The organism is Halobacillus aidingensis (genome assembly GCF_900104185.1).
GTDB lineage: Bacteria > Bacillota > Bacilli > Bacillales > Halobacillaceae > Halobacillus > Halobacillus aidingensis.
The window spans coordinates 74,132-98,544 of record NZ_FNIZ01000016.1 but is presented as its reverse complement, the minus strand read 5'-3'; the positions used below and the strand labels follow the sequence as shown (position 1 = coordinate 98,544).

20 protein-coding genes and 1 riboswitch are annotated in these 24,413 nt (G+C 45.5%); of the genes, 14 read left to right on the top strand and 6 right to left on the bottom strand.

What is annotated here, in order from left to right; translation table 11 throughout:
• Positions 1–382 (top strand): transposase (locus tag BLS23_RS22055; protein ID WP_244157226.1); only part of this gene is annotated, 382 nt, incomplete at its 5' end.
• Here BLS23_RS22055 and metX read toward each other — a convergent pair.
• Together metX and BLS23_RS14815 are read right to left on the bottom strand one after the other, a co-directional pair.
• Entirely contained in the window at positions 374–1,426 is a 1,053-nt protein-coding gene (gene metX, locus BLS23_RS14820; RefSeq protein ID WP_089653751.1) for a homoserine O-acetyltransferase MetX, read from the bottom strand. The two genes, BLS23_RS22055 and metX, sit on opposite strands and share 9 nt — an antisense overlap.
• 23 nt (positions 1,427–1,449) lie before the next feature.
• A complete protein-coding gene (locus BLS23_RS14815; protein ID WP_089653748.1) occupies positions 1,450–3,144 on the bottom strand; it encodes an O-acetylhomoserine aminocarboxypropyltransferase/cysteine synthase family protein in 1,695 nt (564 codons plus the stop codon).
• 109 nt (positions 3,145–3,253) lie between these two features.
• Positions 3,254–3,364: riboswitch (SAM riboswitch) on the bottom strand.
• A 135-nt stretch (positions 3,365–3,499) separates the two neighbouring features.
• Here BLS23_RS14815 and BLS23_RS14810 point away from each other — a divergent pair.
• The 3 genes from BLS23_RS14810 (at position 3,500) to BLS23_RS14800 (ending at position 6,042) form a co-directional block, all read left to right on the top strand.
• Positions 3,500–3,697: a DUF2188 domain-containing protein gene (locus BLS23_RS14810; protein WP_089653746.1), complete on the top strand. Its 198-nt coding sequence runs from the start codon at positions 3,500–3,502 to the stop codon at positions 3,695–3,697.
• A gap of 632 nt (positions 3,698–4,329) precedes the next feature.
• Positions 4,330–5,550 (top strand): NAD(P)/FAD-dependent oxidoreductase, encoded by a 1,221-nt coding sequence (locus BLS23_RS14805; protein ID WP_089653744.1) that lies wholly within the window; start codon positions 4,330–4,332, stop codon positions 5,548–5,550.
• A 36-nt stretch (positions 5,551–5,586) separates the two neighbouring features.
• Positions 5,587–6,042: a hypothetical protein gene (locus BLS23_RS14800; RefSeq protein ID WP_089653742.1), complete on the top strand. Its 456-nt coding sequence runs from the start codon at positions 5,587–5,589 to the stop codon at positions 6,040–6,042.
• A 63-nt stretch (positions 6,043–6,105) separates the two neighbouring features.
• On the opposite strand, the gene BLS23_RS14795 is transcribed toward BLS23_RS14800, so the two are convergent.
• The gene (locus BLS23_RS14795; RefSeq protein ID WP_089653739.1) at positions 6,106–6,951 is read right to left on the bottom strand and encodes a TetR/AcrR family transcriptional regulator; all 846 of its coding nucleotides are present in this window, start codon (positions 6,949–6,951) and stop codon (positions 6,106–6,108) included.
• A gap of 115 nt (positions 6,952–7,066) precedes the next feature.
• Between BLS23_RS14795 and BLS23_RS14790 the strand changes: the two genes are divergently transcribed.
• Entirely contained in the window at positions 7,067–10,234 is a 3,168-nt protein-coding gene (locus BLS23_RS14790; RefSeq protein ID WP_089653737.1) for an efflux RND transporter permease subunit, read from the top strand.
• Between the two features lie 128 nt (positions 10,235–10,362).
• The gene (locus BLS23_RS14785) at positions 10,363–11,328 is read left to right on the top strand and encodes an NAD(P)/FAD-dependent oxidoreductase (protein WP_089653735.1); all 966 of its coding nucleotides are present in this window, start codon (positions 10,363–10,365) and stop codon (positions 11,326–11,328) included.
• 233 nt (positions 11,329–11,561) lie between these two features.
• Here BLS23_RS14785 and rarD read toward each other — a convergent pair whose 3' ends face one another.
• On the bottom strand, positions 11,562–12,467 hold the full coding sequence (rarD, locus tag BLS23_RS14775; protein ID WP_089653731.1) for an EamA family transporter RarD: 906 nt from the start codon (positions 12,465–12,467) through the stop codon (positions 11,562–11,564).
• A gap of 108 nt (positions 12,468–12,575) precedes the next feature.
• Complete coding sequence (locus tag BLS23_RS14770; protein WP_089653729.1) at positions 12,576–14,165, bottom strand: FAD-dependent oxidoreductase; 1,590 nt, start codon at positions 14,163–14,165, stop codon at positions 12,576–12,578.
• Between the two features lie 145 nt (positions 14,166–14,310).
• On the opposite strand from BLS23_RS14770, the gene BLS23_RS14765 reads away from it, so the two are divergent.
• The 5 genes from BLS23_RS14765 (at position 14,311) to BLS23_RS14745 (ending at position 19,749) form a co-directional block, all read left to right on the top strand.
• Positions 14,311–15,561, top strand: a complete 1,251-nt coding sequence (locus BLS23_RS14765; protein ID WP_089653727.1) for an EAL and HDOD domain-containing protein — start codon at positions 14,311–14,313, stop codon at positions 15,559–15,561.
• 108 nt (positions 15,562–15,669) lie between these two features.
• Positions 15,670–16,098 (top strand): MarR family winged helix-turn-helix transcriptional regulator, encoded by a 429-nt coding sequence (locus BLS23_RS14760; protein WP_089653725.1) that lies wholly within the window; start codon positions 15,670–15,672, stop codon positions 16,096–16,098.
• Positions 16,098–17,291: an MFS transporter gene (locus BLS23_RS14755; protein ID WP_089653723.1), complete on the top strand. Its 1,194-nt coding sequence runs from the start codon at positions 16,098–16,100 to the stop codon at positions 17,289–17,291. The genes BLS23_RS14760 and BLS23_RS14755 overlap by 1 nt, the downstream gene beginning before the upstream one ends.
• Before the next feature lie 73 nt (positions 17,292–17,364).
• The gene (gene megL / locus BLS23_RS14750; protein ID WP_089653721.1) at positions 17,365–18,549 is read left to right on the top strand and encodes a methionine gamma-lyase; all 1,185 of its coding nucleotides are present in this window, start codon (positions 17,365–17,367) and stop codon (positions 18,547–18,549) included.
• A 702-nt stretch (positions 18,550–19,251) separates the two neighbouring features.
• Positions 19,252–19,749, top strand: a complete 498-nt coding sequence (locus BLS23_RS14745) for a PTS sugar transporter subunit IIA (protein WP_089653719.1) — start codon at positions 19,252–19,254, stop codon at positions 19,747–19,749.
• Positions 19,750–19,823: 74 nt separating this feature from the next.
• Here the strand turns inward: BLS23_RS14745 and BLS23_RS14740 are convergent, their stop codons facing one another.
• Positions 19,824–20,054: a hypothetical protein gene (locus BLS23_RS14740; RefSeq protein WP_089653718.1), complete on the bottom strand. Its 231-nt coding sequence runs from the start codon at positions 20,052–20,054 to the stop codon at positions 19,824–19,826.
• A gap of 166 nt (positions 20,055–20,220) precedes the next feature.
• Here BLS23_RS14740 and BLS23_RS14735 point away from each other — a divergent pair, with 166 nt between their 5' ends.
• The 3 genes from BLS23_RS14735 to cls all read left to right on the top strand — a co-directional run bounded on the left by BLS23_RS14735 (position 20,221) and on the right by cls (position 23,906).
• Entirely contained in the window at positions 20,221–21,678 is a 1,458-nt protein-coding gene (locus tag BLS23_RS14735; protein WP_089653716.1) for a glycoside hydrolase family 32 protein, read from the top strand.
• An 80-nt stretch (positions 21,679–21,758) separates the two neighbouring features.
• Positions 21,759–22,301, top strand: a complete 543-nt coding sequence (locus BLS23_RS14730; protein WP_089653713.1) for a transcription repressor NadR — start codon at positions 21,759–21,761, stop codon at positions 22,299–22,301.
• A 162-nt stretch (positions 22,302–22,463) separates the two neighbouring features.
• Complete coding sequence (gene cls, locus BLS23_RS14725; protein WP_089653710.1) at positions 22,464–23,906, top strand: cardiolipin synthase; 1,443 nt, start codon at positions 22,464–22,466, stop codon at positions 23,904–23,906.
• Positions 23,907–24,413: the final 507 nt, after the last annotated feature.

Below are 24,413 nucleotides of genomic sequence, written 5' to 3'. Positions count from 1 at the left end.
CTATTACAACGAGAAGTGGGAGCAACAAAAGAATAGCGTGAAGGAGAAGCTTTCAGACGAGAAAACGGGTGAAATCTACGGAAAACGTAAGGTAGACGTAGAGCCAGTTTTTGGATTTTTGAAGGCTAATTTGCGTTTCACTCGAATGTCCGTGAGGGGCAAAGAGTGTGTGGAAAATGAATTAGGATTTGCCTTCCTGGCCGTGAACTTGAGAAAGTACACGGCCAGAAACGGAAACCGTCTAACCAATGATAAGATAAACTCAGTAAAAAAGGGTTCCGGTCATCAAAATTCGATGACCGGAACCCTTTTTTACGTTTTCGACTGGTTATGTCCCAGCCTCTTTATTTTGATTATACACGTGGAGGAACAATTAGTTTAATTGTTCTTCCACCCATTTGCCCCAACGTTCAAACTCTACGAGAAATCCATCATGCCCATAGTCGGTGGGTATATGGTGATGCTTCCCTTTTTTACAGAAGGTAGAGAATGGTTGGATCAAGGCTTCTGGATAAAGGAGATCGTGTTCAAAACTGAAAGTGTGAACCTCTGCTTTGTATTGCTTCGCTGCTTGGGCCCATCCGTTTCTTCCTCGTCCGATGTCATGGTTGTTCATCGCCTCAAGAAGGTAAAGATAGCTGTTGGCATCAAAGCGTTCTTTGATCTTATCCCCCTGGTAATCCAAATAAGATTGAATCTCATAAGAGGTATCGGCATGATAGGAACGGTCGAACCTTTTTTCAAATAAGGTACTGCTGCGGTACGTGACCATCCCGGTCATCCGGGCGATTTCAAACCCCTTTAGATCTTCATTTGAATGATAGTCCCCATTATGGAAATGAGGATCACTCTTTATGGCTCGAGCACCGATATGATTAAAAGCGATGCCATAATCACTTAAATAAGGGGTAGCTGCGAGAATGAATAATTTTTTCATGAAATCAGGGTAAAGAAGTCCCCATTCGTACGTCTGCATACCTCCAAGTGATCCGCCTGCTATAGCGTGGACATGAGTGATGCCTAAGCGATATAAAGCTTCATACTGAGCGTGGACCATATCCCGAATGGTAACTTTGGGAAAGGTTTGACGGTATGGTTTGCCGGTGTCTGGATTAATGCTCGCAGGCCCTGTAGATCCGTGACATCCACCCAAAACATTGAAGGTGATCACTTGATAGCGATTGGTGTCGATCGGACAATCTTCACCAATCAAACCGGCCCACCAGCCACGTTCTTCCCTTGAACCGACGGCGAGCTGGTTGCCCGTTAATGCGTGACATACGAGGATGACGGGAGCATTTGTCGGCCCGTATCTTTCGTAGGCAAGCTCGACATGCGAAAGCTTTTCACCAGACTCGCAGGTGAAAGTTCCAATCGATATCGTTTGATTGGTTCTTGGGTGACTGGTGGGGTTTTTTAATGACATGCTTTTCATTCTCCTTTCTTTCACTAGACCGATACGAGGGAAGTAGAAAAATCTTTCCCTGACCGGATATTTACAACAGCGTCATAGAGGCTTACCCCTGATATGATGGCTGCATCTTCGTGAGTGATTGGTTTTCGTGACCAGAGTAGTGTCGGTTTTACTTCTTTCGTTATGTTCAAGACATCCTCATTCGCTTCCTCAACATAGACAATATCCCAGTGGACATTCGTTACTTTTTGAAGGTCCTCAAGGTGAGAGAAGGCAACGACTTCAAATCCCAACCTTTCCAACTTGTTCTGCTCCGCAAGAAGAGCACTTGTTCCAACAATTCCGATTACCCTTTTTCTTAATTCCCCGTTCGAACGATCCAGGGAGGATGATAAAACCGGCTCTGCCACATGCTTACTTTTACCGTAGGATCTCCTATATCCAGTGGCATGGAAAATGGCGTTGTCCAGGTCCTGAATCAAGTCTTCTACAGACTCTAACCCGACAGACAAACGGACAAGTTCTTCTGTTACACCGGATTTACTCAAGTTTTCGTCGCTTAATTGCTGGTGAGTCGTAGAGGCCGGATGGATGATTAAAGATTTGGCATCCCCTACATTGGCTACATGCGACCAGATAGTGCTCTGATCAATCAGCTTACGCCCTGCTTCGCGTCCTCCTTTAATCCCGAAGACAACGATCGACCCATGGCCGTAGTGGAAATATTTTTCGGCTAGAGAATAAGTGGGGTGATCTTTCAATCCTGGATAATTCACCCATTCGACACCTTCGTGATGGTTTAAATATTCGGCGATTTCTAAAGCTTGATCCGCATGTGTTTTCACTCGCAAGTGTAAAGTCTCCAGTCCTTGCAAAAGTAAGAAAGCGTTTTGCGGGCTGAGACATGCGCCAATGTCCCGAAGCAGCTGTACGCGCAGTTTTATGGCGAAAGCGGCCGGACCCACATCGACCCCGAAGCGTATGCCGTTATAGCTTTCATCAGGCTCTGTGAACCCTGGGAATTTTTCATGATTCCAGTCAAAACGTCCACTATCAACAACAACACCTCCAATGGCCGTGCCGTGTCCACCAATCCATTTAGTAGCAGAGTGGACAACGATGTCTGCTCCCCAGTCGATCGGTCTGCACACATACGGGGTGGCGAATGTGTTATCGATAATGAAAGGGATGTGATGATCATGCGCGACATCTGCGATCGCTTCAATGTCCAGTACATTCAAACTCGGATTCCCAATGGTTTCGGCAAAGATTGCTTTTGTATGAGGAGTAATCGCCTTGGCGAATGATTCGGGGTCATCTCCTTCTACAAAATGTACATTGATTCCATAGCGGGGGAGGGTGTGGACAAACAAATTGTATGTCCCTCCATAAAGGTTCGTAGAAGTAACAATGTCATCCCCGGCTTTAGCGACATTCAGAATGGCCATCGTGATGGCAGACATGCCTGATGCTGTCGCCACCGCCGCGGCACCGTCCTCAAGAAGAGCGATTCGTTGTTCGAATACATCCACGGTCGGGTTTCCGATTCGTGAATAAATGTTGCCGGGTTCCGCAAGTGAGAAAAGGTTTTGAGCATGTTCTGTATCATTGAAAACATACGATGTCGTCTGATAAATCGGTACAGCACGAGAACCTGTAGCGGGATCAGGTTCTTGACCGCCGTGAAGCAAATTCGTTTCAGGACCGAACGTATGGAATGGTAAACTCATGGAAAAATTCCTCCTCTGATTTTTTCCTAGGGCATCCACTTTATAGAAGAGGGAAATCGAAAAGCCCTCTTCTGTAAGTAAGAAGAGGGCTTTATGTATCTCATACCTCCCCTTATCTTTCAGATCATGTGACCTGTAGGATGTAGCACCTTTTCAAGGTTTTGCCTTGAAGGTTGCCGGGCGTCGTAGGGCCTAGTCCCTCTGCCGCTCTCGATAAGAGTTGTTTTTATTAAATTTTTCTGACTTGTTTGAAATTATAAAGCCGTCCTTTCTCATTGTCAAACAATTTCGATACGTTTGAACCCTCCTTGCTGTGGGAATGGTTAATTAAGTCTATGAGATAGGAGTGAAGTTCATGAAACAATATAGTGTCGTACCTAATAAAGATGTAACCGGTTGGTTTGTAAAAATCGAGGATGTCGCTCCGACAGACCTTTATGATGAGCGTGATACCGCTGTTGCCAAAGCAGAGGAAATCGCAAAAGAAAACAAACCGAGCAAACTTCAAATCTTGGATCAAAACCATGAAGTTGAAGAAGAACGTACCTACTAATTAAAACTCCCCATTGCGGGAGTTTTTTTATGTTCATAGAATGATTAGTTATTAAAGGAAATGGCAGTATTGTTGAAGACTTGATTTCGAGACGTTTGTGGGAGTTTAGGGCTCCGGGAAAAGGTTCGCTTTCCGTGGGCGAGTGATGAGCCTCCTCGAGCTAACGCTCTGCGGGGTCTCATCTACCACGCACTTCCCACAGGAGTCTCACCGTTTCCCTCCGCCCCTTTACCATATGAGGTTCTCGAAATCGCTCTTAAAGTACCCTGCCTAGTTCTGTGTAAAATCCTCCTTAACCCGTGTCGATATAGGATTCTTAACTATAAAAGCTCCTATTACTGGAAGGTAGTTTCGAGAATCTCTTCCGGCAAGTGGGCGGAGGGGAATGGCGAGACTCCTGCGGGAAAAAAGTGCATGGTGAGACCCCACAGGACGCAGTCCGAGGAGGCTCACCGCGCTCCCGCGGAAAGCGAGCTATTCCCCGCAGCCCCTACCCACTCAACAAAAGTCTCGAAACTGAGTCTTCCAGAAAAGGGAGCTTATCTACAAAAAAACCAATGCAGCTGCCTCTAGAGTTTTCGTGGTGCTCCAGTTATGATGGAGGTAAACGATACATAAAGGTGTGTGCAATCATGAATCATCATTATGATGTCATCATCGTCGGTGCACGTGTGGCCGGCGCGAGTTTAGCTATTTTACTAGGAGAGATGGGGAAGAAGGTCCTCCTTGTCGATAAAGCCAGTTTTCCGAGTGATACATTGTCCACTCACTTTATGTCCCATACAGGATTTTTAGAAAAATTAGGCGTGCTTGAGAAACTCGAAGATTCGGGTTTGAGAAAAGTAACGAGGATGCGGACCTATATTGGAAGCAGTTTCGTAGAAGGGCCGAGGACCTCTTATACCATCATTCCCAGGAGAGACAAGCTCGACTCGATGCTGATTGAACGAGCGCTCACATTCCCATCCGTCCATTTCAAACCCGAAACGGCGGCTCGGGAATTGATATGGGAAGGGGATAAAGTTGTTGGCGTCACTCTAATAGAACACGGAGAACCACAAGGTGTGTTTGGAAATTTAGTTGTTGGGGCTGATGGGAAAAACTCAAACCTTGCTTACTGGACAGGGGCAGAAAAGTATGAAGAAACGAAGCCTTTGCGCCCGGTCATCTACGGATATTTTGAGGGGATAGAGCCTCTACCGGAACCTGCCACAGAGATCTTTCTTCATGAAGGTCGAATCGGGTTTGTTTTTCCAATGGAGCCCAATCGAGACTGCCTGGGCATAGAAATCCATCCAGAAGAATTCAAAACGATGATGAAAAACCCGGAAGAATCGTTTAAACAAACGTTTAATCAAATGTACGGAATGAAAGAAAGAATGAAAGGTGCCAGACTTCAAGGGAAAATGATTGGAACACCAGGCATGCCGAATTTTTTTCGAACGGCCTATGGAGATGGCTGGGCATTAATTGGCGACGCTGGTCACAGCAAAGACCCGAGTACAGGTTTAGGAATCAATGATGCTTTTATGCAGTCATTTTTACTGGCCGATGCATGCTTGAAAATAGATGAAGGAATCTCGAAAGAAGAGGCGATGAAAGAATTCGCAAGGAAAAGAGATGAACAGCTTCTACCAGGTTTCCAAATGACACTTCATTATGTTCAGTCCCTCAGAAAATGGACAGATAATGAAGTGGCCCTGTTTCAATCGATGGCAGCAAATCCAATGGTATGGAACAAACTCGTCCCGAATTTGTCCCGTCATTTAGAAAACGATGCTGCTGATTTTCCTCTTCTTCATACAGCGATGCAAATGGAAGCAGAACAGTTCGGTTTTAAAAAGGAATCCTAGCAAGAAAAGTCGAATGTAGGTAATGAGGTGATCAAGGTGGGATGGACGAAAGAAACCGCATTTGCAAAATTGCAGGAAATTTATAATGATAAAGTCATGCAGGACGAAAAACGGAGAGTTTTCCAACAAGTGCACAACCATTTGCAACAACATCTCGATGATCTTGCGGTCCAATCGGGGTTGAAGGAAAAAGCGCAGGAACAGCTGAAATTCTTTAAGGAATATACGTTTATGCCTGGGGACAACTTGTTTCAGTCGATGCGCTACGTGTTCCTAATTGCTCGGGGGGAAAAGGAAAGAGATCCAGAAGAGACACGGCAGCACTTGAACCGCATCTACCGTTCGCTTTACCAGCCGGCAGGGCTGAAAAACCCTTATATTCCTGATTCCTTTTGGGAAACCCCTCTTGGTGTAGCTTGTTTAGTTGCAGAAGAAGGTGTAGAAGCTGTCTATCCAATTCTCGATGAAGTATTAGAAGCAGAGCGCGTATAACAAAAAAGCTCAGGCAATGCCTGAGCTTTTTTGTTATAACTATAGGATTGTAAAAAAACTTCTTTATAACTGGTAGAACTTTTTGATGCTAGTGATAACTTCGGTGAAACGCGAGGACCCTTCGAGGTTTGCGATCATTCCCTTTAGAATGGCAGAGCGAGGCTGCTCCCTTTTCATTTCTTCCGTCAGGACATGAACGGTGTCTTTAATCTCCTGGTCCCCTTCATTGGCTAGTTCTTCTAAGTTCGATAGCAGTTGCTCTTTTTCTTCTCCATAGAGGTTAGCAGGTAAGAGCTGACGCATGGTTCCTTCAGTTATGACTGGTTGGTCACCGCTCTTTTCGAAACCTTCCACAATGTAGTCTGTTCTACGTAACATGGCTTCCGACAGGGCCTCAAGGTCCAAATCAGCCCCCTCGATAATGATGAGATCCATATACCCTTTGAACATACCCTGCAGAATCAAACTAACCTCCCATACGGTTTCATTCACCCGTTTTTGATAGATATTTTGCAGATGGCTTTTATAGAAAAGATAGGAGTTCACCCGCATTTGAGTGAGGAATTGTTCGATATTTTCATTGAAGGGAATGGCCTGCTCCCGGATTTGCATAATGATGAATTCACGGTGATCGGCCAGTTCTTCGAATGTGACCTGCAATTGTTTCTTAAACTTCGTACGGTCATCAGCATCGAGTTTTTGAATCTCGTCAATGCGCGTCTGGATTCGCTGATAATAATAATTGAATATGTCGAGAAGCAAAGCATCTTTCGATTTGAAATGGAGGTAAAAAGCTCCTTTGGATATTCCACATGCACTTGCGATTTCTTGGACGGAAGTAGAGCTGAATCCTTTTTTCGCAAACAGCTTGATGGACTGTTCGATAATATATATTGATTTTTGTTCCATGGTTGTCGCTCCTTCAAACTTGGAGAAGTTGATGTTTTCTCTTGACCTCTGACCAGTTGGTCATTTATATTTTATAGTGTTATGACTAACTGGTCAATAAAGGGGAGAGTTGAGTATGAAACGAATCATCGATTTTTCGATGAATAACAAATTTGCGATTTGGCTTATGACAATTCTCATTACCGCTGCAGGATTATATGCAGGATTGAATATGAAGCTTGAAACGATACCGGATATCGAGCCACCGATCATTACGGTGACAACAACCTATCCAGGGGCTACACCAGAAGAGGTGGCTGATCAAATATCAGAACCACTTGAAAAGCAAGTGAGCAATTTGAGTGGAGTGAAAACGGTCAGTTCTTCCTCTTTACAAAATGCTTCTTCGCTTCAGTTGGAATATAGCTTTGATAAAAGTTTAGACGAAGCAGAGGATGAATTGCAAGAAGCTGTCGATCAGGTGACTTTGCCGGAAGGAGCAGAAGATCCTTCCGTATCACGTCTGAACTTCAATGCCTTTCCTGTCGTGAGTTTAAGTGCGATCAATGGAGATGGATCTCTTGAACAATTGACGAAGACAGTAGAAGAAGAGATTGTGCCGTCTCTTGAAGGGCTTGAAGGTGTCGCGGATGTGCAAGTTTCCGGACAGCAGCTTGAAGAAGTCCGAATTGATTTGGATGAGAAAGCATTGAATGAACGTAGTCTGGATCAAGATACCATTACAAGTTTCATTCAAGGGTCTGATGTTTCCTTCCCGTTAGGTTTGTACACGTTTGACGATACTCAAAAATCTGTCGTCATCGATGGAAATCTTACAAGTGTGGAAGAATTGAGAGAATTGCAGATCCCTGCCATTCCTTCTGCGGGAGGGACTGCTTCCGGTCAGCAAATGCCTTCACAAGGGGCAGGTCAAGTTCCTTCAGAAGCGCAGCAAGGAGGCCAGGGGCAGGGAGCAGCGACTGGCGACATGCCGGCCATGGATGGCATCCCGACCGTTACCTTAGGTGAAATTGCTGATGTGGAGGTCGTTGGAGAAGCTGAATCTATCTCCCGTACGAATGGGGAAGATTCCATTTCCTTGCAGATTGTCAAATCTCAAGAAGCGAATACGGTTGATGTCGTAAACCTTGTAAAAGCAGAAACAGAATCTTTCCAGGAAGAACTGGATGGAGTGGAGTTCGTGTACTCCTTCGACCAGGGCGAGCCGATTGAAGAGTCTGTCAGTACGATGCTTAATAAAGCATTGTTTGGTGGAATATTCGCCATCCTCGTCATCTTGTTGTTCTTACGCAACATCAAGACTACACTGATCTCAGTCATTTCCATTCCGCTATCCTTACTGATTGCCATTCTATTCTTGAACTGGATGGATATCACGTTGAATATCATGACCCTTGGAGCCATGACGGTTGCGATTGGACGTGTGGTGGATGACTCCATTGTTGTTGTCGAGAATATATACAGGCGGATGTCGTTATCGGAGGAGAAGTTAAAAGGAAAAGCACTGATTCGCGAATCGACGAAAGAAATGTTCATGCCGATCCTTTCTTCGACGCTTGTAACGATCGCTGTGTTCCTACCGCTGGGTCTTGTTGAAGGTACAGTCGGTCAAATATTCTTACCGTTTGCACTTACCGTTGTTTTCGCCTTGTTAGCATCTTTACTTGTGGCTGTTACCATTGTTCCGATGCTGTCACATTCTCTATTAAAAGAGTCGAAAATAAAGGGACGTACACATGAAGAAGGGGCAGGGAAACTCGCTCTCTTATATAAAAAGGTCCTAAACAGCACGCTGAACCATAAAATCATTTCAAGCATCATTGCTGTCTTGGTTCTGGTCGGAAGTATCGCTCTTCTTCCACTTGTGGGAACAAGTTTTCTTCCTGAACAAGAACAGAAGATGGTCGTTGCAACCTTCAGCCCGGAACCGGGGCAGACGTCAGAAGACGTGGAAAGAATTGCTGAAGATGCACAGCAATTCTTTATGGACCGTGATGGAGCGGAGACAGTTCAATATTCAGTCGGTGGCGAAAACCCGATGAACCCTGGAGCTTCCAACCAGGCAATGTTCTACGTGGAATATGCCGATGATACCGAAGAATTTTCGGAAGAAACGCAACGCGTCATAGACAGCCTGAATGAACAAACGGAAAATGGCGAATGGATGAGTCAGGACTTCTCTGGCGCAGGATCAAGCAGTGGTCTTGAACTGCGTGTGTACGGAGATAATACAGAAGAAATCAAACCAGTCGTTACCGAAGTTGAAGAACTTCTGGCAGATGAAGAGAAGTTGAGAAACGTCGATTCCAGCCTTTCCGAATCCTACGAGGAATACACGCTCGTCGCTGACCATGAACGTTTAAGTGAATTAGGACTTACAGCCGCACAAATCGGTATGGAGCTCGGGCAGAACCGTCAGGAACCCGTGGTTACGACCATTGAACGGGATGGAGAGGAACTGAATGTCTATCTGGAAGTAGAGAAAGAAGACATTACTGGAATTGAAGACTTAACAGAGAAAGAAATTACTTCCCCAACGGGTCAGACAGTCACAATTAGTGAACTTGTCGAAGTCGAAGAGGGAACAACAGCTGATACGATTACACGGAGAAATGGACGTGTGTATGCAAGTGTCAGCGCAGAGATAACGGTTGATGATGTAGGTGCTGTCTCACAAGAAGTCAATGAAAAAGTACAGGAGATTGACACGCCGTCCGGTGTTGAAATTACTCAAGGCGGGGTAGCTGAAGATATCAATGAGTCCTTCTCCCAATTAGGTTTAGCGATGCTCGCGGCGATCGCGATCGTGTACTTGATTCTTGTTGTCTTCTTTGGCGGAGGACTGGCGCCATTAGCAATTCTATTCTCTTTACCGTTTACCATTATCGGAGCGGTTCTTGGACTATTGATCAGTGGAGAAACGCTTAGTATTTCAGCCATGATCGGTGCATTGATGCTGATCGGAATTGTTGTAACCAATGCGATCGTTCTTATTGACCGTGTCATTTATAGAGAAAAAGAAGGCTTCTCTACACGTGAAGCGTTACTCGATGCAGGGATGACAAGACTCCGTCCAATCTTGATGACAGCCCTGGCCACAATCGGAGCCCTGCTTCCACTAGCGCTTGGATTTGAAGGAGGTTCGATCATCAGTAAAGGTCTTGGAGTTACGGTGATCGGAGGGTTAGCGAGTTCCACACTCCTAACACTACTCATCGTACCGCTCGCGTACGAAACATTAATGAAGTTCCGTAGACAGAAAAAGACACAAACTCCGAAATAGATTTTGGTAGAATAAGAACATCCTCACATGACGAGGATGTTCTTTTTTTATACATTAGTAAAAAGTTCATCGTTTTTAATTATATGGCAGTGGGAATGGACTATAAATCGGTTAATGGAGGGGTTCGAATGGAACATTATGAAATTACGATCGTAGGTGCTGGACTGGCTGGCATCACAGCAGCACGAAGATTAAAGAAGCAAGGAAGAAGCAATCTATTGTTAACAGATAAAAGTAAAAGTGTTGGTGGACGATTGGCAACGAGAAGAGTAGCAGATGGACGAGCCGACCACGGGGCGCAATTCTTCACCGTAAGAACAGGTGAATTAGAAGAAGAGGTGCAGGATTGGCTCGATCAAGGATGGATTAAACAATGGTTTGGAGAGAAATACCCTCGCTACACCGCTGTTCAGGGCATGAACGGCCTTGCGAAGCAATTAGCCTCAGATCTTCCTACTTCCCTACATACGAAAGTAGTCAAACTGCTTGAAGTAGAGGGAGGATACCGTATGTATAGTGAAGACGGGAAGGAATGGCAGTCAGATAAAGTACTTCTGACGATGCCGGCCCCTCAAATCATTGAACTATTGAAAAATAGTGAGGTGGAGGTTGATGAAGAAGAACTGAAGCAACTCAGGAACATTTATTTCGAACCGACGTATGTGGGCATTTTCCAATTCAGAGAAGAAACGGAATTGCCGGACGGTGGCCATGTAGATGTTGGTCTGCCTGAAGGGATGGAACGGATGGTTGATCATCGGAAAAAAGGGATATCAGGTGATACGATTGTGAGCGTCTATATGGAAGCGGACTGGTCACGTAAACATTATGGGGAAGATTATGTGATGTCTTTAATTAAAGAAAAAGCAGCAGGGTACTTGAACTGGAAGCAGCTGGAGTCCGAACAGTTGAAACGTTGGAGATATGCCCAGGCCAAAAAAGTGATGCGGCAGCCTTATGTTGATCTTTCAGGAGATGGACGTCTTGTAGTCGCCGGGGATGCGTTCTTGCGACTGAATGATGAAGCAGGGCGCACGCGCTTTGAAAGTGCTTATCTGTCAGGGAAAGATGCGGCAGCCTACTTGAGTTGGTGAGCTTACTTTAGGCGTTTTGCATAAAAAAGCGAAAGGTCATCCGTTTCGAGGATGACCTTTCGCGCCAAAGGAGCCCCGGGTCGCGCCAAAGGAGCCCCGGGTCGCGCCAAAGGAGCCCCGGGTCGCGCCAAAGGAGCCCCGGGTCGCGCCAAAGGAGCCCCGAATCGCGCCAAAGGAGCAAGAAGTCGAGAAAAAGGTTGGGCGGAATGTGTGTGCATTCCGCCCAACCTTTTTTAACTTGCTTTCGCTTCGTATTTTTTCAATCGTTTCATTCTCGTGACGGTATAAACTGCAAGTCCTGCCCATATAAGGGTGAAGGATACAGCGTGAACATCCGTAAATGGTTCATCATATAGGAAGATGCCTATGATCAGCATGATGGTGGGTGCGAAATACTGAAGGAACCCTACCATCGATAATGGAATTCTTTTGGCCCCTGCCGAAAATAGAAGGAGAGGAATCGCTGTGACGATGCCGGCTCCGAAAACGATGGCCGTCGTCCATGACCCAAAGTCGATCGTAGACCATTGGCCTGTCTGCTGTTGAAAAAGAAAGACCAGTGCAACCGGCGTGACAATCAGCGTTTCAATCGTCAAACCGAACATGGCATTCAAAGGGACGAGCTTTTTCAAAAGGCCGTACGATCCAAAACTGAAAGCAAGCAGCAAAGCAAGCCACGGGACGGAACCGAAGTTGACCGTCATATAGATCACCCCGAGTGCGGCTAGTAAGAAGGCGAGCCATTGGGCTTTTGAAAATTTTTCTTTTAACACGATCATTCCAAGCAAAATACTGACCAGCGGATTGATGTAATAACCGAGACTTGCTTCAACGACATGGTCGGTGTTGACCGCAAGAATGTACGTGACCCAGTTAATGCTGATCGTGATGGAGGCAAGGGTGATGCCGACCAACTGTTTTTTATTTTTTATGATTTGGCGGCATTCTCGCATGAATTCTTTCTGTTTCCTTGCAATCATGATTACAATTCCCATGAAGAGGAAGGACCAGACGATGCGGTGAGCTAGGATTTCGAAAGCGGGAATCTCTTGAATCATCTTCCAGTAAATGGGGAGCACACCCCACAATATGTAAGCTCCGGCCGTATAGAAAATGCCGAGTTTTTCTTCATTGATCATGGTTAGGACCCTTTCGTATGTCAGGATATTTGTTCATCCGCTTTATTATATCACCGTTCGAAAGGGGAAGCTTGAAAAATGCATGGCCCAAATTACGGGCCATGCATGTTAAGGTTGTTCACCGTGTTCTTCCTCGTTGCTTTCTCCTAATGGAGCATGCATATCCTGGGTTCCTTCCAATGCAATCTTCATCAGAGGCTTGTCAGCAGGTCCTTCGACAACCGCTCCGTCATAGGAAAAGCGGGAGCCGTGACATGGACAATCCCACGTATGTTCACCACTATTCCATTCGACTTCACACCCCATATGTGTACAGGTCGTGTCCAGTACATGAAGTTTGCCTTCATCATCTCTGTACGCACCGGCTCTTTCTCCACGCCACTGGACGACCATCCCTTCTCCTTTTTTGAGTGAATTCGGACGATCGGCTACGAGTTCCAGTTTCCCTTCGGCCAGATGTACAGCGACATCGAAGTTCTGGGATAAGAATTGTTTCATGCTTGGATCTGACTTGAAGCGTGTAGGTTTGAATAGTTCGTGAAAAAGAGATTCCTCACCAAGGACGTAATCACAAATCAGCTTAGCTGCGAGTGTACCGTTCGTCATCCCCCATTTTCGGAAGCCTGTAGCGATGAATACGCGGTCATTGTTCCGTGTGATCGGTCCGATATAAGGGACTTTATCAAGTGTCGTGAGATCCTGCGCCGACCATTGGAACAGTTTTTCTTTAATGCCAAACGTCTCGGCAGCGAATTCCTCCAAGGCGTTGTAATGGAAGGACGTGTCGACCCCTTGCCCTGTCTTATGGCTTTCTCCACCAATTAGCAGCACAGGTTTTCCATTGTAGTCAGCCGTGCGGATGGAGCGTTTCGGCTCATCGATCGATAAATACATCCCCTCAGGCACTTCTTTCTCGGGCTCAATAGCAAGGAGATAGGAGCGCTCGGCATACATGCGGCTGAAATAGAACCCTTTTCCATCGTAAAAAGGGAAGTGGCTGCATGAAACCAACTTCTCACAGGCAAGCGTATGCCCGTCTCCTGTTTGGACCTCGATGCGGTCCCTTTCTTTCACATCTGTCGCTTTTGTATGTTCAAAAATTTCCCCGCCCAGTGTAACGAATTCATCAAGGAGTGCAGATAAGTATTTGATGGGGTGGAAGCGGGCCTGGTTCTTCATGCTGAGCGCCTTGGTAGCTTCCATATCAAAAGGGAGTGCGTCAATCATGCCACCTGGAATGCCCAACTTTTGATAGGCCTCATACTCATTTTCCAGTTTATGTGCGCCTTTTTTTGTAGTAGCGAAGAGATAAGCATCCTCTTTCACCCAGTTACAATCAATCTGATATTTATCAATCCATTCTTCCATGGATTGCATGGCACTCATTTGGGCCTGATAATAGAGCGAAGCTTCTTCTTCACCAAAGTGTTTCAACAATTCGTGGTAGATCAACCCGTGTTGAGCGGTTACTTTTGCTGTCGTATGACCTGTCGTACCATTCAACAACTCGTCCGCTTCGATCAGGGTTACCTTTTTTCCTGCTCTTGCTAGAAGGTAAGCGGTCGTAATCCCGGTGATCCCGCCACCTACGACAGCCACCTCTGTCGTTGTATCCTCTTTCATAGCTTCAAAAGTAGGCAATGACATATTCTCACGCCATAATGGTTCTGGTTGAGTCCATTTCTCGTGTTGTTCCATGACTTTCCCTCCTGAGTGACTCGTTTCTCTCAGTCTTTCCCTCTCCAAAGGTTTCATGTATTTTTCCATGGAAAAATTAACAACATTTAGGCTTTGTAGTATACTTGAACAAGATGTGAAGAAACACATGAAGGTGGTAAGCAGGATGGAAGTATTCGTGGCGCGGCAGCCGATTTTGACAGTCGAGAATAATGTGTATGCCTATGAACTACTGTACCGGAACAGTGAAGAGAATCGGTTCGTCCCTATGGATGGGAGCCAGGCGACTTCAGAAGTGTTGATGAACAGCTTTGTTACGATCGGCTTAGAGCGTTTGTCAAACAACAAGCCATGTTTTATCAACTTCACGGAGGATCTTTTGCTCGAACAAGTCCCTGAATACTTCGATTCTGAACAACTGGTCGTGGAAATCCTTGAACACGTTTCCTTCAGCCTCGATCTCATCAGAGTGTGCAGAACATTGAAGGAAAAAGGGTATTTAATTGCTCTTGATGATGTCATCGATATTGATCGGCCGTCCGTTTATGAACTCCTGCATTATGTCGATATTTTAAAAGTGGATATACGTGAAGTGACGGACGAGAATCGGGCGCGGATCATTCAGTTGGGGGAAGAGTATGGATTGACGTTGTTAGCAGAAAAAGTGGAAACCCATGAAGAGCACCAACGTTGTATAGAGGAAGGTTTTTCGCTCTTCCAGGGATTTTATTTCAGTAAGCCAGTGATCGTGAAAGGGATGGATATTCCTTTTCTTTCTTCGACCTATTTTCAAATGATCAAAGAGCTCACAGCTACGGATGACGAAATTAATATTGAAAAAGTAACGGAAATTATGGAACAGGATCTAGCTCTTACTTATAAATTGCTGCGCTTAATCAACTCTTCTCAACAACGGACAAGAGTACCGATCCAATCGATCAGACAAGCCGTGATGCTGTTAGGTACAGAGGGCTTGAAAAAGTGGCTGTACGTATTATCGGTTGAACAAACGACGGCGGTCACTTCAACACAATCCCAGCTTGTCATCAAAACAAGTCTCGTTCGTGCCAAATTGTGTGAACAAATGGCCGTAAGAATCAGGGCGGAAAAGAAGGCGGACGGATATTTCCTGACCGGGTTCATGTCGCTGATCGATGTGATAACCCAACGCCCCGCCCACGAAGTGATTGGTTCGCTGCCGCTCGATGAAGAGATAAAGAAAGCGTTAGAAGGAAAGCAGAATACGTATCGGCTCGTATTGGATTTGGCTGTAGCGATGGAAAAAGCGGATTTTGAGTGGTTGGAAAACCACTTGGCTGAATGGAATTTGTCCTATTCGGAAGTGTTTGAAGTTTACGGCCAGGCGATTGCGTGGTCTGAACAGCTCTATCACGAACATTTTACTGACATGGTGTGAAAATAGCTGAAACGATCGATCTATGTTAAAATTTTGTAAGATGCTCTCGTAAAGAGAGCCCTTTTTTTGTTAAGAACGTTACCTAGGTAACGAAAAGGAGCGGTCATCATGAGTTTAATTTTTCACCATATTCAACAATTGTCGAGAAACGTGAATCAATTCTTGAATGAAGGATTGCAAGGTGAAGACATTTATATGTCTCACTGGGCGGTATTATTTCAATTGCATAGCCATGGAGGATCAATGACACAAGCGGAGCTTAAAAACCGGTTGAATATCGAAGCCCCTCCATTATCGAGGGTTATAGCTAAACTGGAGACCCAAGGGTATGTCCAAAAAAATAAAAGCAGCGATCAGCGAACGAATGATATAACGCTGACGAAAGCAGGGAAAGACAGATATCCGGTGTGGGAGCAGGCCATACAAAAAGCAGAAACGCGTTTGCTGGAACGTTACGGCGAGCGGAGGGAAACGGTATTGGAAGAGCATGTACTCTCGCTCTCCCGCCTGATTGAAGAAGAAAGGGGGAGGGACTGATGGAAAGACAACCTCGTTTATGGACGTCGAGTTTTCTTAATGTATGTGCGAGCAATTTCCTCGTATTTTTAGTCTTTTATCTTCTGTTCGTCACGATGCCGATCTATACGATTGAATCCATTGGAGTGGCCGAGGGAGAAGCGGGGTTGATTATTACGGTCTTCTTGCTTGCAGCCATTCTCATACGTCCACTTTCAGGGCAGTGGGTGGAATCCTTTGGACGGAAGCCAGTGGTCGTGACTGCTTTGAGCATCTTTTTAGGAAGTTCTTTTTTGTATCTATGGTTTGACGCCTTTTCTGCGCTTCTAATCGTTCGCTTCATACAAGGCATCGGTTTCGGGATGGGGACAACGGCTTTGGGAGCTATTGCTGCAGATGTTGTTCCAGATCAAAGAAAAGGGGAGGGCCTCGGTTATTTTGCGATGTCCATGAACTTCGCGATGGTCATTGGTCCTTTCCTGGGTCTTACTCTGATTCAAAATGCAGGCTTTACCGTGATGTTTTATGTTTGTGCCGCCCTTGCCGTTATGGCTTTACTTACAGGGCTTGTTATTCGGGTGGATCCTCTCGCTGAACCTGCAAAGAAAAGCTTAGTCCCAAGCATGCACAATCTCCTAGAGAAACCTGTGATCCCTATAGCGTTAACCGGGGCCGTTATGGCGCTTGCGTACGCGGGGGTATTATCGTTTGTTTCTGTCTATGCAACCCAACTCGGCCTTGCGGAGGCGGCTAGTTACTTCTTCGTCGTTTATGCTCTTGTGCTGCTTATCTCCCGGCCATTTACAGGAAGATGGTTTGATCAATATGGAGAAAATGTGATCGTCATTCCATCCATCCTTATTTTTGGTGCAGGGATGCTGATCTTGAGTTTTGCCAACACGGCTTTTGTTTTGCTGTTGGCTGGCGGATTGATCGGACTGGGGTGGGGAACGCTCGTCCCAAGTATGCAGACGATTGCTTTGAAGAAAGTACCAGAAAGAGCAGGTTCAGCTACAGCGACCTTCTTTACGATATTTGATATTGGCATTGGGGTAGGTTCCTATGTCGTTGGGGCGATTGCAACAGGTATTGGATTTTCCTCCCTTTATTTCAACAGTTCTTTTGTTGTCTTCGGGGCTGTCGGCCTTTATATTCTATTGCACGGAAGAAAGGTTCGCTCGAACGCTGAGCACAGGGTTGAATATAGTAGTTAAGAAGGAGGTCTTTTTCTCCTTCTTTTGTTAAAATTAATTGAAAACGCTTACAAAATGAAGGGGGAAGACCATTTTGAAAAACAAAGAGAAGCGGATAGAAACAGCGATGATCCATAATCATGAAAAAGCAGAGAAGTATGACGGAAGCTTGACGACACCAATCTTTCAAACCTCTACCTTTTCTTTTTCTTCTGCCGCTGAAGGTGAAAGGAGATTTGCCGGAGAAGAGGAAGGTTACATTTATACGAGGCTCGGGAACCCGACTGTACGAACATTAGAAGACCGCATCGCCACTCTTGAGGGTGGAGAGCGGGGCCTTGCTTTCGCCTCAGGCATGGCTGCGGTATCCGCCGTTTTAATAGCACTCACAAAAGCTGGTGATCATGTGTTGTGTTCGAACGGTCTTTACGGTTGTACTTATGGTTTACTGCAAATGTTTGAAGAAAAATATGCGATCACCCATGACTTCAGCTATATGGAAACAGAAGAAGACGTGAGGGCGAAGATCACTCCTGATACGTGCTGCATCTTTATTGAAACCCCCATCAATCCGACGATGAAAATCATCGATTTAGCTATGGTGGCACGGGTGGCGAAAGAACATGGCATCCCTGTCGTTGTCGACAACACTTTTTGCACCCCATACCTACAGCGCCCGTTGGATCTTGGGTGTGATATCGTTTTGCATAGTGCCACCAAATACATCGGTGGACACGGAGATGTCATTGCCGGACTTGTCGTAGGGAAAAAAGCGTTCATGGATGACTTAGCCATGTCTCAACAGAAAGATATCGGAGGTGTCCTTTCTCCATTTGATGCCTGGCTTTTACTCAGAGGCTTGAAGACTCTCCATGTCCGTATGGATCGCCACAGCATAAACGCTCATGACCTGGCCAAAAGGCTGAATAACCATGCAAAGGTGAAACAAGTGTTTTATCCAGGAATGGAAGGGAACGAGCAATACAACATTGTCCAAAAGCAAATGAAAACAGGTGGAGGCGTACTAGCTTTTGAGATCGAAGGGAGTAAAAAAGAGGCGCAGCAATTCATGGACCGGCTGAAGCTGATTCAAATTGCGGTCAGCCTTGGGGATGCGGAAACACTGATCCAACATCCAGCCACCATGACCCACGCTGTCGTCCCGGAAGAAAAGAGACAGGAAATGGGCATTAGCGACACACTCATCCGCCTATCCGCCGGCCTCGAATCCGTCGAAGATCTATGGGAAGATCTCGAGCAGGCTTTGAAGGAAGTATAATTTCATACACACAATCAAGAGCTCTATGGTCAAAGCATGGAGCTCTTTTAGTTTTCTTAAGAAGTTATTAAACAATATGGCAGGAATGTTGAAGACTCAGTATCGAGATAACCGGGGTTCGTTTGCCGTGTTGAGCGGTAGAGGTGGCTGGGAAGCAACTCGCTTTCCTGTGGGGGAGCGCCGAGCTTCCTCGGACTACGTCCTGCGGGATCTCGCCTATCTCCTTCTCCCACGGGAGTCTCGCAGCTTCCCAACCACCCCATTCGAGAGATGAGATAAACGAACCCATGTACACGAATGGAGCGTCTTCCATAATAACTGCTTTCTACTGCTTGTTTGAGAGTTGAATACACTATACACTAATTCCCATTACGATGGAGAGCTGCTTATTCTGGAAGTGGTTTCGAGATACTCTTATGGTCAAGGGGCGGAGGGAAACGGTGAGACTCCTATGGGACGTGTGGGACAGGTGAGACCCCGGAAGGCGTAGCCTGAGGAGGCTCAGCGCCCGCCCCATGGAAAGCGAACTGTTTCCCGGAGCCCCTAAACTCCAACAAACATCTCGAAACTGAGTCTTCAAGAATAGTGAGCTTATATGGGTTTATTCATGAACACATAGGGAAAAGTATTAACAGTTTGATGAAACATTGAGTGCTCATGTATATTGCCATAAGAATTCATATAGAAAGGGACGATGGAGAAATGCTTAAGAAACTATTTGGCGGAAACAAAAGTGTGGAGGAACAGATTGTTGCTCCCGTAAGTGGAAAAGTGGTTCCTTTAGATGAAGTAGACGACCCTGTATTCAGTCAGCGAATGATGGGGGACGGCGTAGCAATTGAACCGACAGACGGAAAAGTAGTGAGCCCGGTTTCTGGAGAAATCGTCCAACTGTTCCCTACCAACCATGCCGTTGGAATTAAAACAAAGTCAGGTGTGGAAGTCCTTGTCCACATCGGCCTTGAAACGGTTTCTATGGAAGGGGAAGGTTTTGAAGGCCATGTTACTACCGGAGATAAAGTAAATGCCGGCGACCATTTGATTACGTTTGATATGGATCTTGTTAAAGAAAAAGCGAAAAGCACCATCACTCCTGTAGTCATTACAAACTATGACGATGTAGTCGAAAACTTCGATCCATCCTATAGCGACGGTGCCAACGCTGGCGAATCAACCATCGCGACACTGAAAACGAAATAATCAAACCCACAAAGCCTGAGGTACCACTAGTACTTCAGGCTTTTTCTACACGTATGATCCAACAAGAGAACATTTTATAAGACATTAAAAAATTTATCAGTGGTTTTTAAGCATTTATCGGCGGGTGGTTGGTATTTATCAGCGACTTCCGGCCTTTTATCGGTGAATTTCGCACTTTTATCAGTGACTTTAATGATTTTATCAGTATCAGCAAGCAGTCCCAAGCGAAGCTGGAGGAGGCTCAAAAGATTAGAGGATGTTCGATTAAATCCGGCACGTCCTGTGCCAACATCGAACGACCCCACATTGGGGCCTCATGGAAAGCGAACCTCTTCCCGCAGCCCTAGGCTCCCGCTAACGTTTTGAAACTGAGTTATTAAGAATAGAGAGCTTTCTGGCGGAGGACGGTGGGATGTTTTATAATGGGGCAAGAAAGAAGACGGATAAGGAAGAAAAAGGAGGAGAAGCGTTATGTCTAAACATGATGCAGAGATTCGTAAGAAAGTGGAGACAGAAATACAAGAACATAAACAAATCGTAGAAGCGGACACGTATCGTCAGAACTACCATCACATGCCACCTGTTGGTTTGATGAACGACCCGAATGGATTCATTCAATGGAAAGGGACCTACCACCTCTTTTATCAATGGATGCCTTTCGAGACAGCTCATGGCGCAAAATACTGGGGGCATTACACATCTGAAGATCTTGTGAATTGGAAGCATGAGGCTGTCGCTTTGACTCCATCCGAATGGTATGACAAGGACGGTGTTTATTCGGGGAGCGCAATCGTTCATGATGATCAATTGCACCTTTTTTATACGGGGAACATTGAAGGAGAACGTGAACCGGAGGCAGAATATCAATGCCTTGCTGTATCTCAGGATGGCATACATTTTGAGAAAAAAGGCGTCCTCATTGAAACTCCAAAAGGTTATACGGGTCATTTTAGAGATCCAAAAGTATGGAAAAATGGTGACCAATGGTACATGATGATTGGAGCTCAAACAGAAGACAAGCAGGGGAAGGCTGTATTGTTCCGTTCGGAGGATCTCCAAAATTGGGAGCACATCGGTCCCGTCGCTGGTAGTAAAGAAGGGAAGCTAGGCGAGTTCGGTTACATGTGGGAGTGTCCGGATTTATTCGAGCTGGATGGTGCAGACGTGCTTATGGTCTGTCCGCAGGGGCTAGAGGCTGATGGAATGGATTATGCGAATACATATCAGAGCGGGTATTTTGTTGGGAAGTGGGACGAAACTGCAGAAACATTCCAGCATGGAGACTTTCGTGAGTTGGATCGAGGTTTCGAGTTTTATGCTCCTCAAACCACACGGGATGAAAAGGGTAGAAGGTTGCTTGTCGGTTGGATGGGTGTTCCGGATCAGTATGAACAAGCACACCCGACTGTTGAAAATGGATGGGTTCATTGCTTGACGATTCCTCGTGAATTGAAGTGGAATGGTGAGAGAATCATTCAAAATCCCGTTCCTGAGCTTGCCCATATGCGTGGACCAGTTTTAATGCATTCATCGATTACGATTGAAAATGACCAAAAAGCGGTGAGAGGGGTACAGGGGAGATCGATTGAGTTGAACCTTGATTTTGAATCACTGGAAGACATGTTCGCCATCGAACTTTTCCAATACGCCTCTCTAAGTTACAAGGACCATGTCGTCACATTATCCAGGCCAAATTTAGAAGACCGGTCAAAAACGGAGTTCCGTCGGGTGAAATTGGATGAGGGATTGAAGAATCTTCGTTTGTTTATTGATCAGTCATCCCTGGAGATTTTCATTAATGGCGGGGAAGAAGTATTTACTTCCAGGATTTATCCTCAAGCGGAAGAAGAACATATTCTCTTTACGTCCTTGGGATCCACCACTTTCTCCGTTGAAAAGTGGGACTTGAAAGGTTATGAGTATTCTTAAATGGGATGGGGCTCACTTTCTGAAAGCCTTATTATTGTGGTAAGATAATTTTATGTAAATTGCACGAAGGGGTCATGTCTATGAGTCAATCTTCAAAGAAAATGAAAGCGAATGAACGAAGAGAGTATATTCTCGCTTTATTAAAACAAAAAGGTGCTCCTGTGACAGGTAGTTCTCTTGCAGAGGAAATGAACGTGACCCGGCAAGTCATTGTCGGTGATGTCTCCCTCTTGAAAGCAAAGAATGAACCGATTGTCGCCACAAGTCAAGGGTATATGTACATGATGGATGGAAAAGAAGAACTGCCTTATCAACGTACGATTGTATGCCAGCATCAAGGCGACGATACAGAACAGGAACTTAATATTCTCGTCGATCATGGCGTACATGTCCAGGATGTCGTTGTCGAGCACCCTATTTATGGTGATTTAACAGCCAGACTCAGAATTTCGAATCGCCGGGATGTAAAGAAATTCATCGAGAAAGTGAACAGCACCAAAGCCTCTTACTTACTCGAATTGACAGATGGCATCCATACACATACCATAGCGTCGGACAGCCAGGAAGCCCTGGATGAGGCGCAAATGGCATTGGAAGAAGTAGGTATATTGATGACGAAATAACATTGAAATCTTGAAAAGAGATAGGCATTCTGAAAGAGAAGCTTATCTCTTTTTACTTTTTCCATACAAGGACCAAATGCCAGGCATGTCGTAATCAATGAATGAAAGGAATATGATATATTTATATCATGATTTCTTGTTAGAAAAAGGAAGGTGGCCACGTTGAACATCCTGCCGATTTTTGTGAGTATCATTCTTACCTTGAACGTGTTGCTTGCTTTAGCCATCATCTTCCTTGAAAGAAGAGATGCCAGCGCAACATGGGCGTGGTTGATGGTTTTACTATTTATCCCTGTCGCAGGTTTCTTTCTTTATTTAATTTTCGGACGCCGACTCAGCAATAAAGAAATATTCACCTGGGACAAAAAAAGTCGTCTTGGACTTCTTGCCGCTGTCCAGGAACAATTGACAGCCATCAAGAATAATGAATTGAAAGTCCAACATGAAGATATCATTCCATATGAAGACTTAATTTATATGCATCTGAAAAACAATGATGCGTTATTATCACAAAATAACGAAGTTGAAATTTTCACAGATGGTCAAAAGAAGTTTCATGCACTTATTGAAGATCTTGAAAAAGCAGAAGATCATATTCACTTGCTTTATTATATTTTAAGAGACGATAACTTGGGGCACCGCCTTGCAGATGTATTGAAAAGGAAGGCGATGGAAGGCGTGGAAGTCAAGCTCTTGTATGATGACATGGGTTCAAGATTATTGAAGCGTTCATATAAGCGGAGCTTGAAAGAAGCTGGTGTGCAGGTTGAGTCGTTTTTCCCTTCCTTTATCCCTAAAGTGAATATGAAAATTAACTACCGGAACCATAGAAAGCTTGCGATTATCGACGGTGAGATCGGGTATATCGGCGGTTTCAACATCGGTGACGAATATTTGGGCTTTAATAAAAGGTTCGGCTATTGGCGGGATACCCATTTACGCGTGGAAGGAGAAGCGGTGAACAACATGCAGACACGCTTCATCCTTGATTGGAACCACGCTTCAAGCAGAGATATCGTCTATGAACAGAGATATTACCAGGCGAAACCGAAAGGCGATGTCGGTATGCAAATCGTCTCCAGTGGTCCTGATTCGGAGTGGGAACAAATCAAGCATGGCTATTTGAAAATGATCCTTTCTGCCAAAGAGTACGTGTACATTCAGACCCCGTACTTCATTCCTGATGACAGCTTGCTTGATGCGCTACGCGTAGCGGTCCTGTCAGGAGTAGACGTGAGAATCATGATTCCCAATAAACCGGACCATCCATTCGTGTACTGGGCAACATTTTCCAACATAGGAGATATGTTAAAAGCAGGAGCCAACATATATGTGTACCAAAAAGGATTCTTACATGCCAAGACGATCGTCGTTGATGGCAAAATTGCTTCCGTAGGTACCGCCAACATTGATGTCCGGAGCTTCCGTCTGAACTTTGAAGTGAACGCCTTTTTGTATCATCCAGAAGTCGCACAGTCCTTAGCCGACCGTTTCCATGAGGACATTGTCGAGTCGACAGAGCTTACATTTAAACTCTATCAATCCAGAACAAAATGGATCCGCTTCAAAGAAGCCGTCTCAAGACTATTATCACCAATCTTATAAGCATCCCATTCTTCAAGAAAAGCTCCTGATTGTGGAAGATTCAGTTTCGAGACTTTTGTTGAGTGGGTAGGGCTGCGGGGAATAGCTTGCTTTCCGCGGGAGCGCGGTGAGCCTCCTCGGACTGCGTCCTGTGGGGTCTCACCAAGCACTTTTTTCCCGCAGGAGTCTCGCCATTCCCCTTCGCCCTTTTGCCATGGAAGATTCTCGAAACCACTGCTAGAAGTCAGCTCGTATGAATGAGGGGAGTGAATCATATTAACCCCCTCCACAGAACGTAAAAGCTTGATCCAGAGCGCTTCATACCTCTAACAGTTGGATAGTGGAAGACCATCCATCTTGGTACAGGGGTTCGTTTCTCACCTACATGAATGGGGTGGTTGGGAAACTGCGAGACTCCCGTGGGAGAAGGAGACAGGCGAGATCCCGCAGGACTCAGTCCGAGGAAGCTCGGCGCTCCCCCACAGGAAAGCGAGTAGCTTCCCAACCACCCCTGACGCTCAACACGGC

Coding starts and splice junctions, on each gene's coding strand:
- BLS23_RS14755 (WP_089653723.1), top strand. CDS start 16,098: ATGGAAAGACAACCTCGTTTATGGACGTCGAGTTTTCTTAATGTATGT.
- BLS23_RS14770 (WP_089653729.1), bottom strand. CDS start 14,165: ATGGAACAACACGAGAAATGGACTCAACCAGAACCATTATGGCGTGAG.
- BLS23_RS14815 (WP_089653748.1), bottom strand. CDS start 3,144: ATGAGTTTACCATTCCATACGTTCGGTCCTGAAACGAATTTGCTTCAC.
- rarD (WP_089653731.1), bottom strand. CDS start 12,467: ATGATCAATGAAGAAAAACTCGGCATTTTCTATACGGCCGGAGCTTAC.
- BLS23_RS14805 (WP_089653744.1), top strand. CDS start 4,330: ATGAATCATCATTATGATGTCATCATCGTCGGTGCACGTGTGGCCGGC.
- BLS23_RS14810 (WP_089653746.1), top strand. CDS start 3,500: ATGAAACAATATAGTGTCGTACCTAATAAAGATGTAACCGGTTGGTTT.
- BLS23_RS14745 (WP_089653719.1), top strand. CDS start 19,252: ATGCTTAAGAAACTATTTGGCGGAAACAAAAGTGTGGAGGAACAGATT.
- BLS23_RS14795 (WP_089653739.1), bottom strand. CDS start 6,951: ATGGAACAAAAATCAATATATATTATCGAACAGTCCATCAAGCTGTTT.
- BLS23_RS14765 (WP_089653727.1), top strand. CDS start 14,311: ATGGAAGTATTCGTGGCGCGGCAGCCGATTTTGACAGTCGAGAATAAT.
- BLS23_RS14735 (WP_089653716.1), top strand. CDS start 20,221: ATGTCTAAACATGATGCAGAGATTCGTAAGAAAGTGGAGACAGAAATA.
- BLS23_RS14760 (WP_089653725.1), top strand. CDS start 15,670: ATGAGTTTAATTTTTCACCATATTCAACAATTGTCGAGAAACGTGAAT.
- BLS23_RS14790 (WP_089653737.1), top strand. CDS start 7,067: ATGAAACGAATCATCGATTTTTCGATGAATAACAAATTTGCGATTTGG.
- metX (WP_089653751.1), bottom strand. CDS start 1,426: ATGTCATTAAAAAACCCCACCAGTCACCCAAGAACCAATCAAACGATA.
- BLS23_RS14730 (WP_089653713.1), top strand. CDS start 21,759: ATGAGTCAATCTTCAAAGAAAATGAAAGCGAATGAACGAAGAGAGTAT.
- BLS23_RS14785 (WP_089653735.1), top strand. CDS start 10,363: ATGGAACATTATGAAATTACGATCGTAGGTGCTGGACTGGCTGGCATC.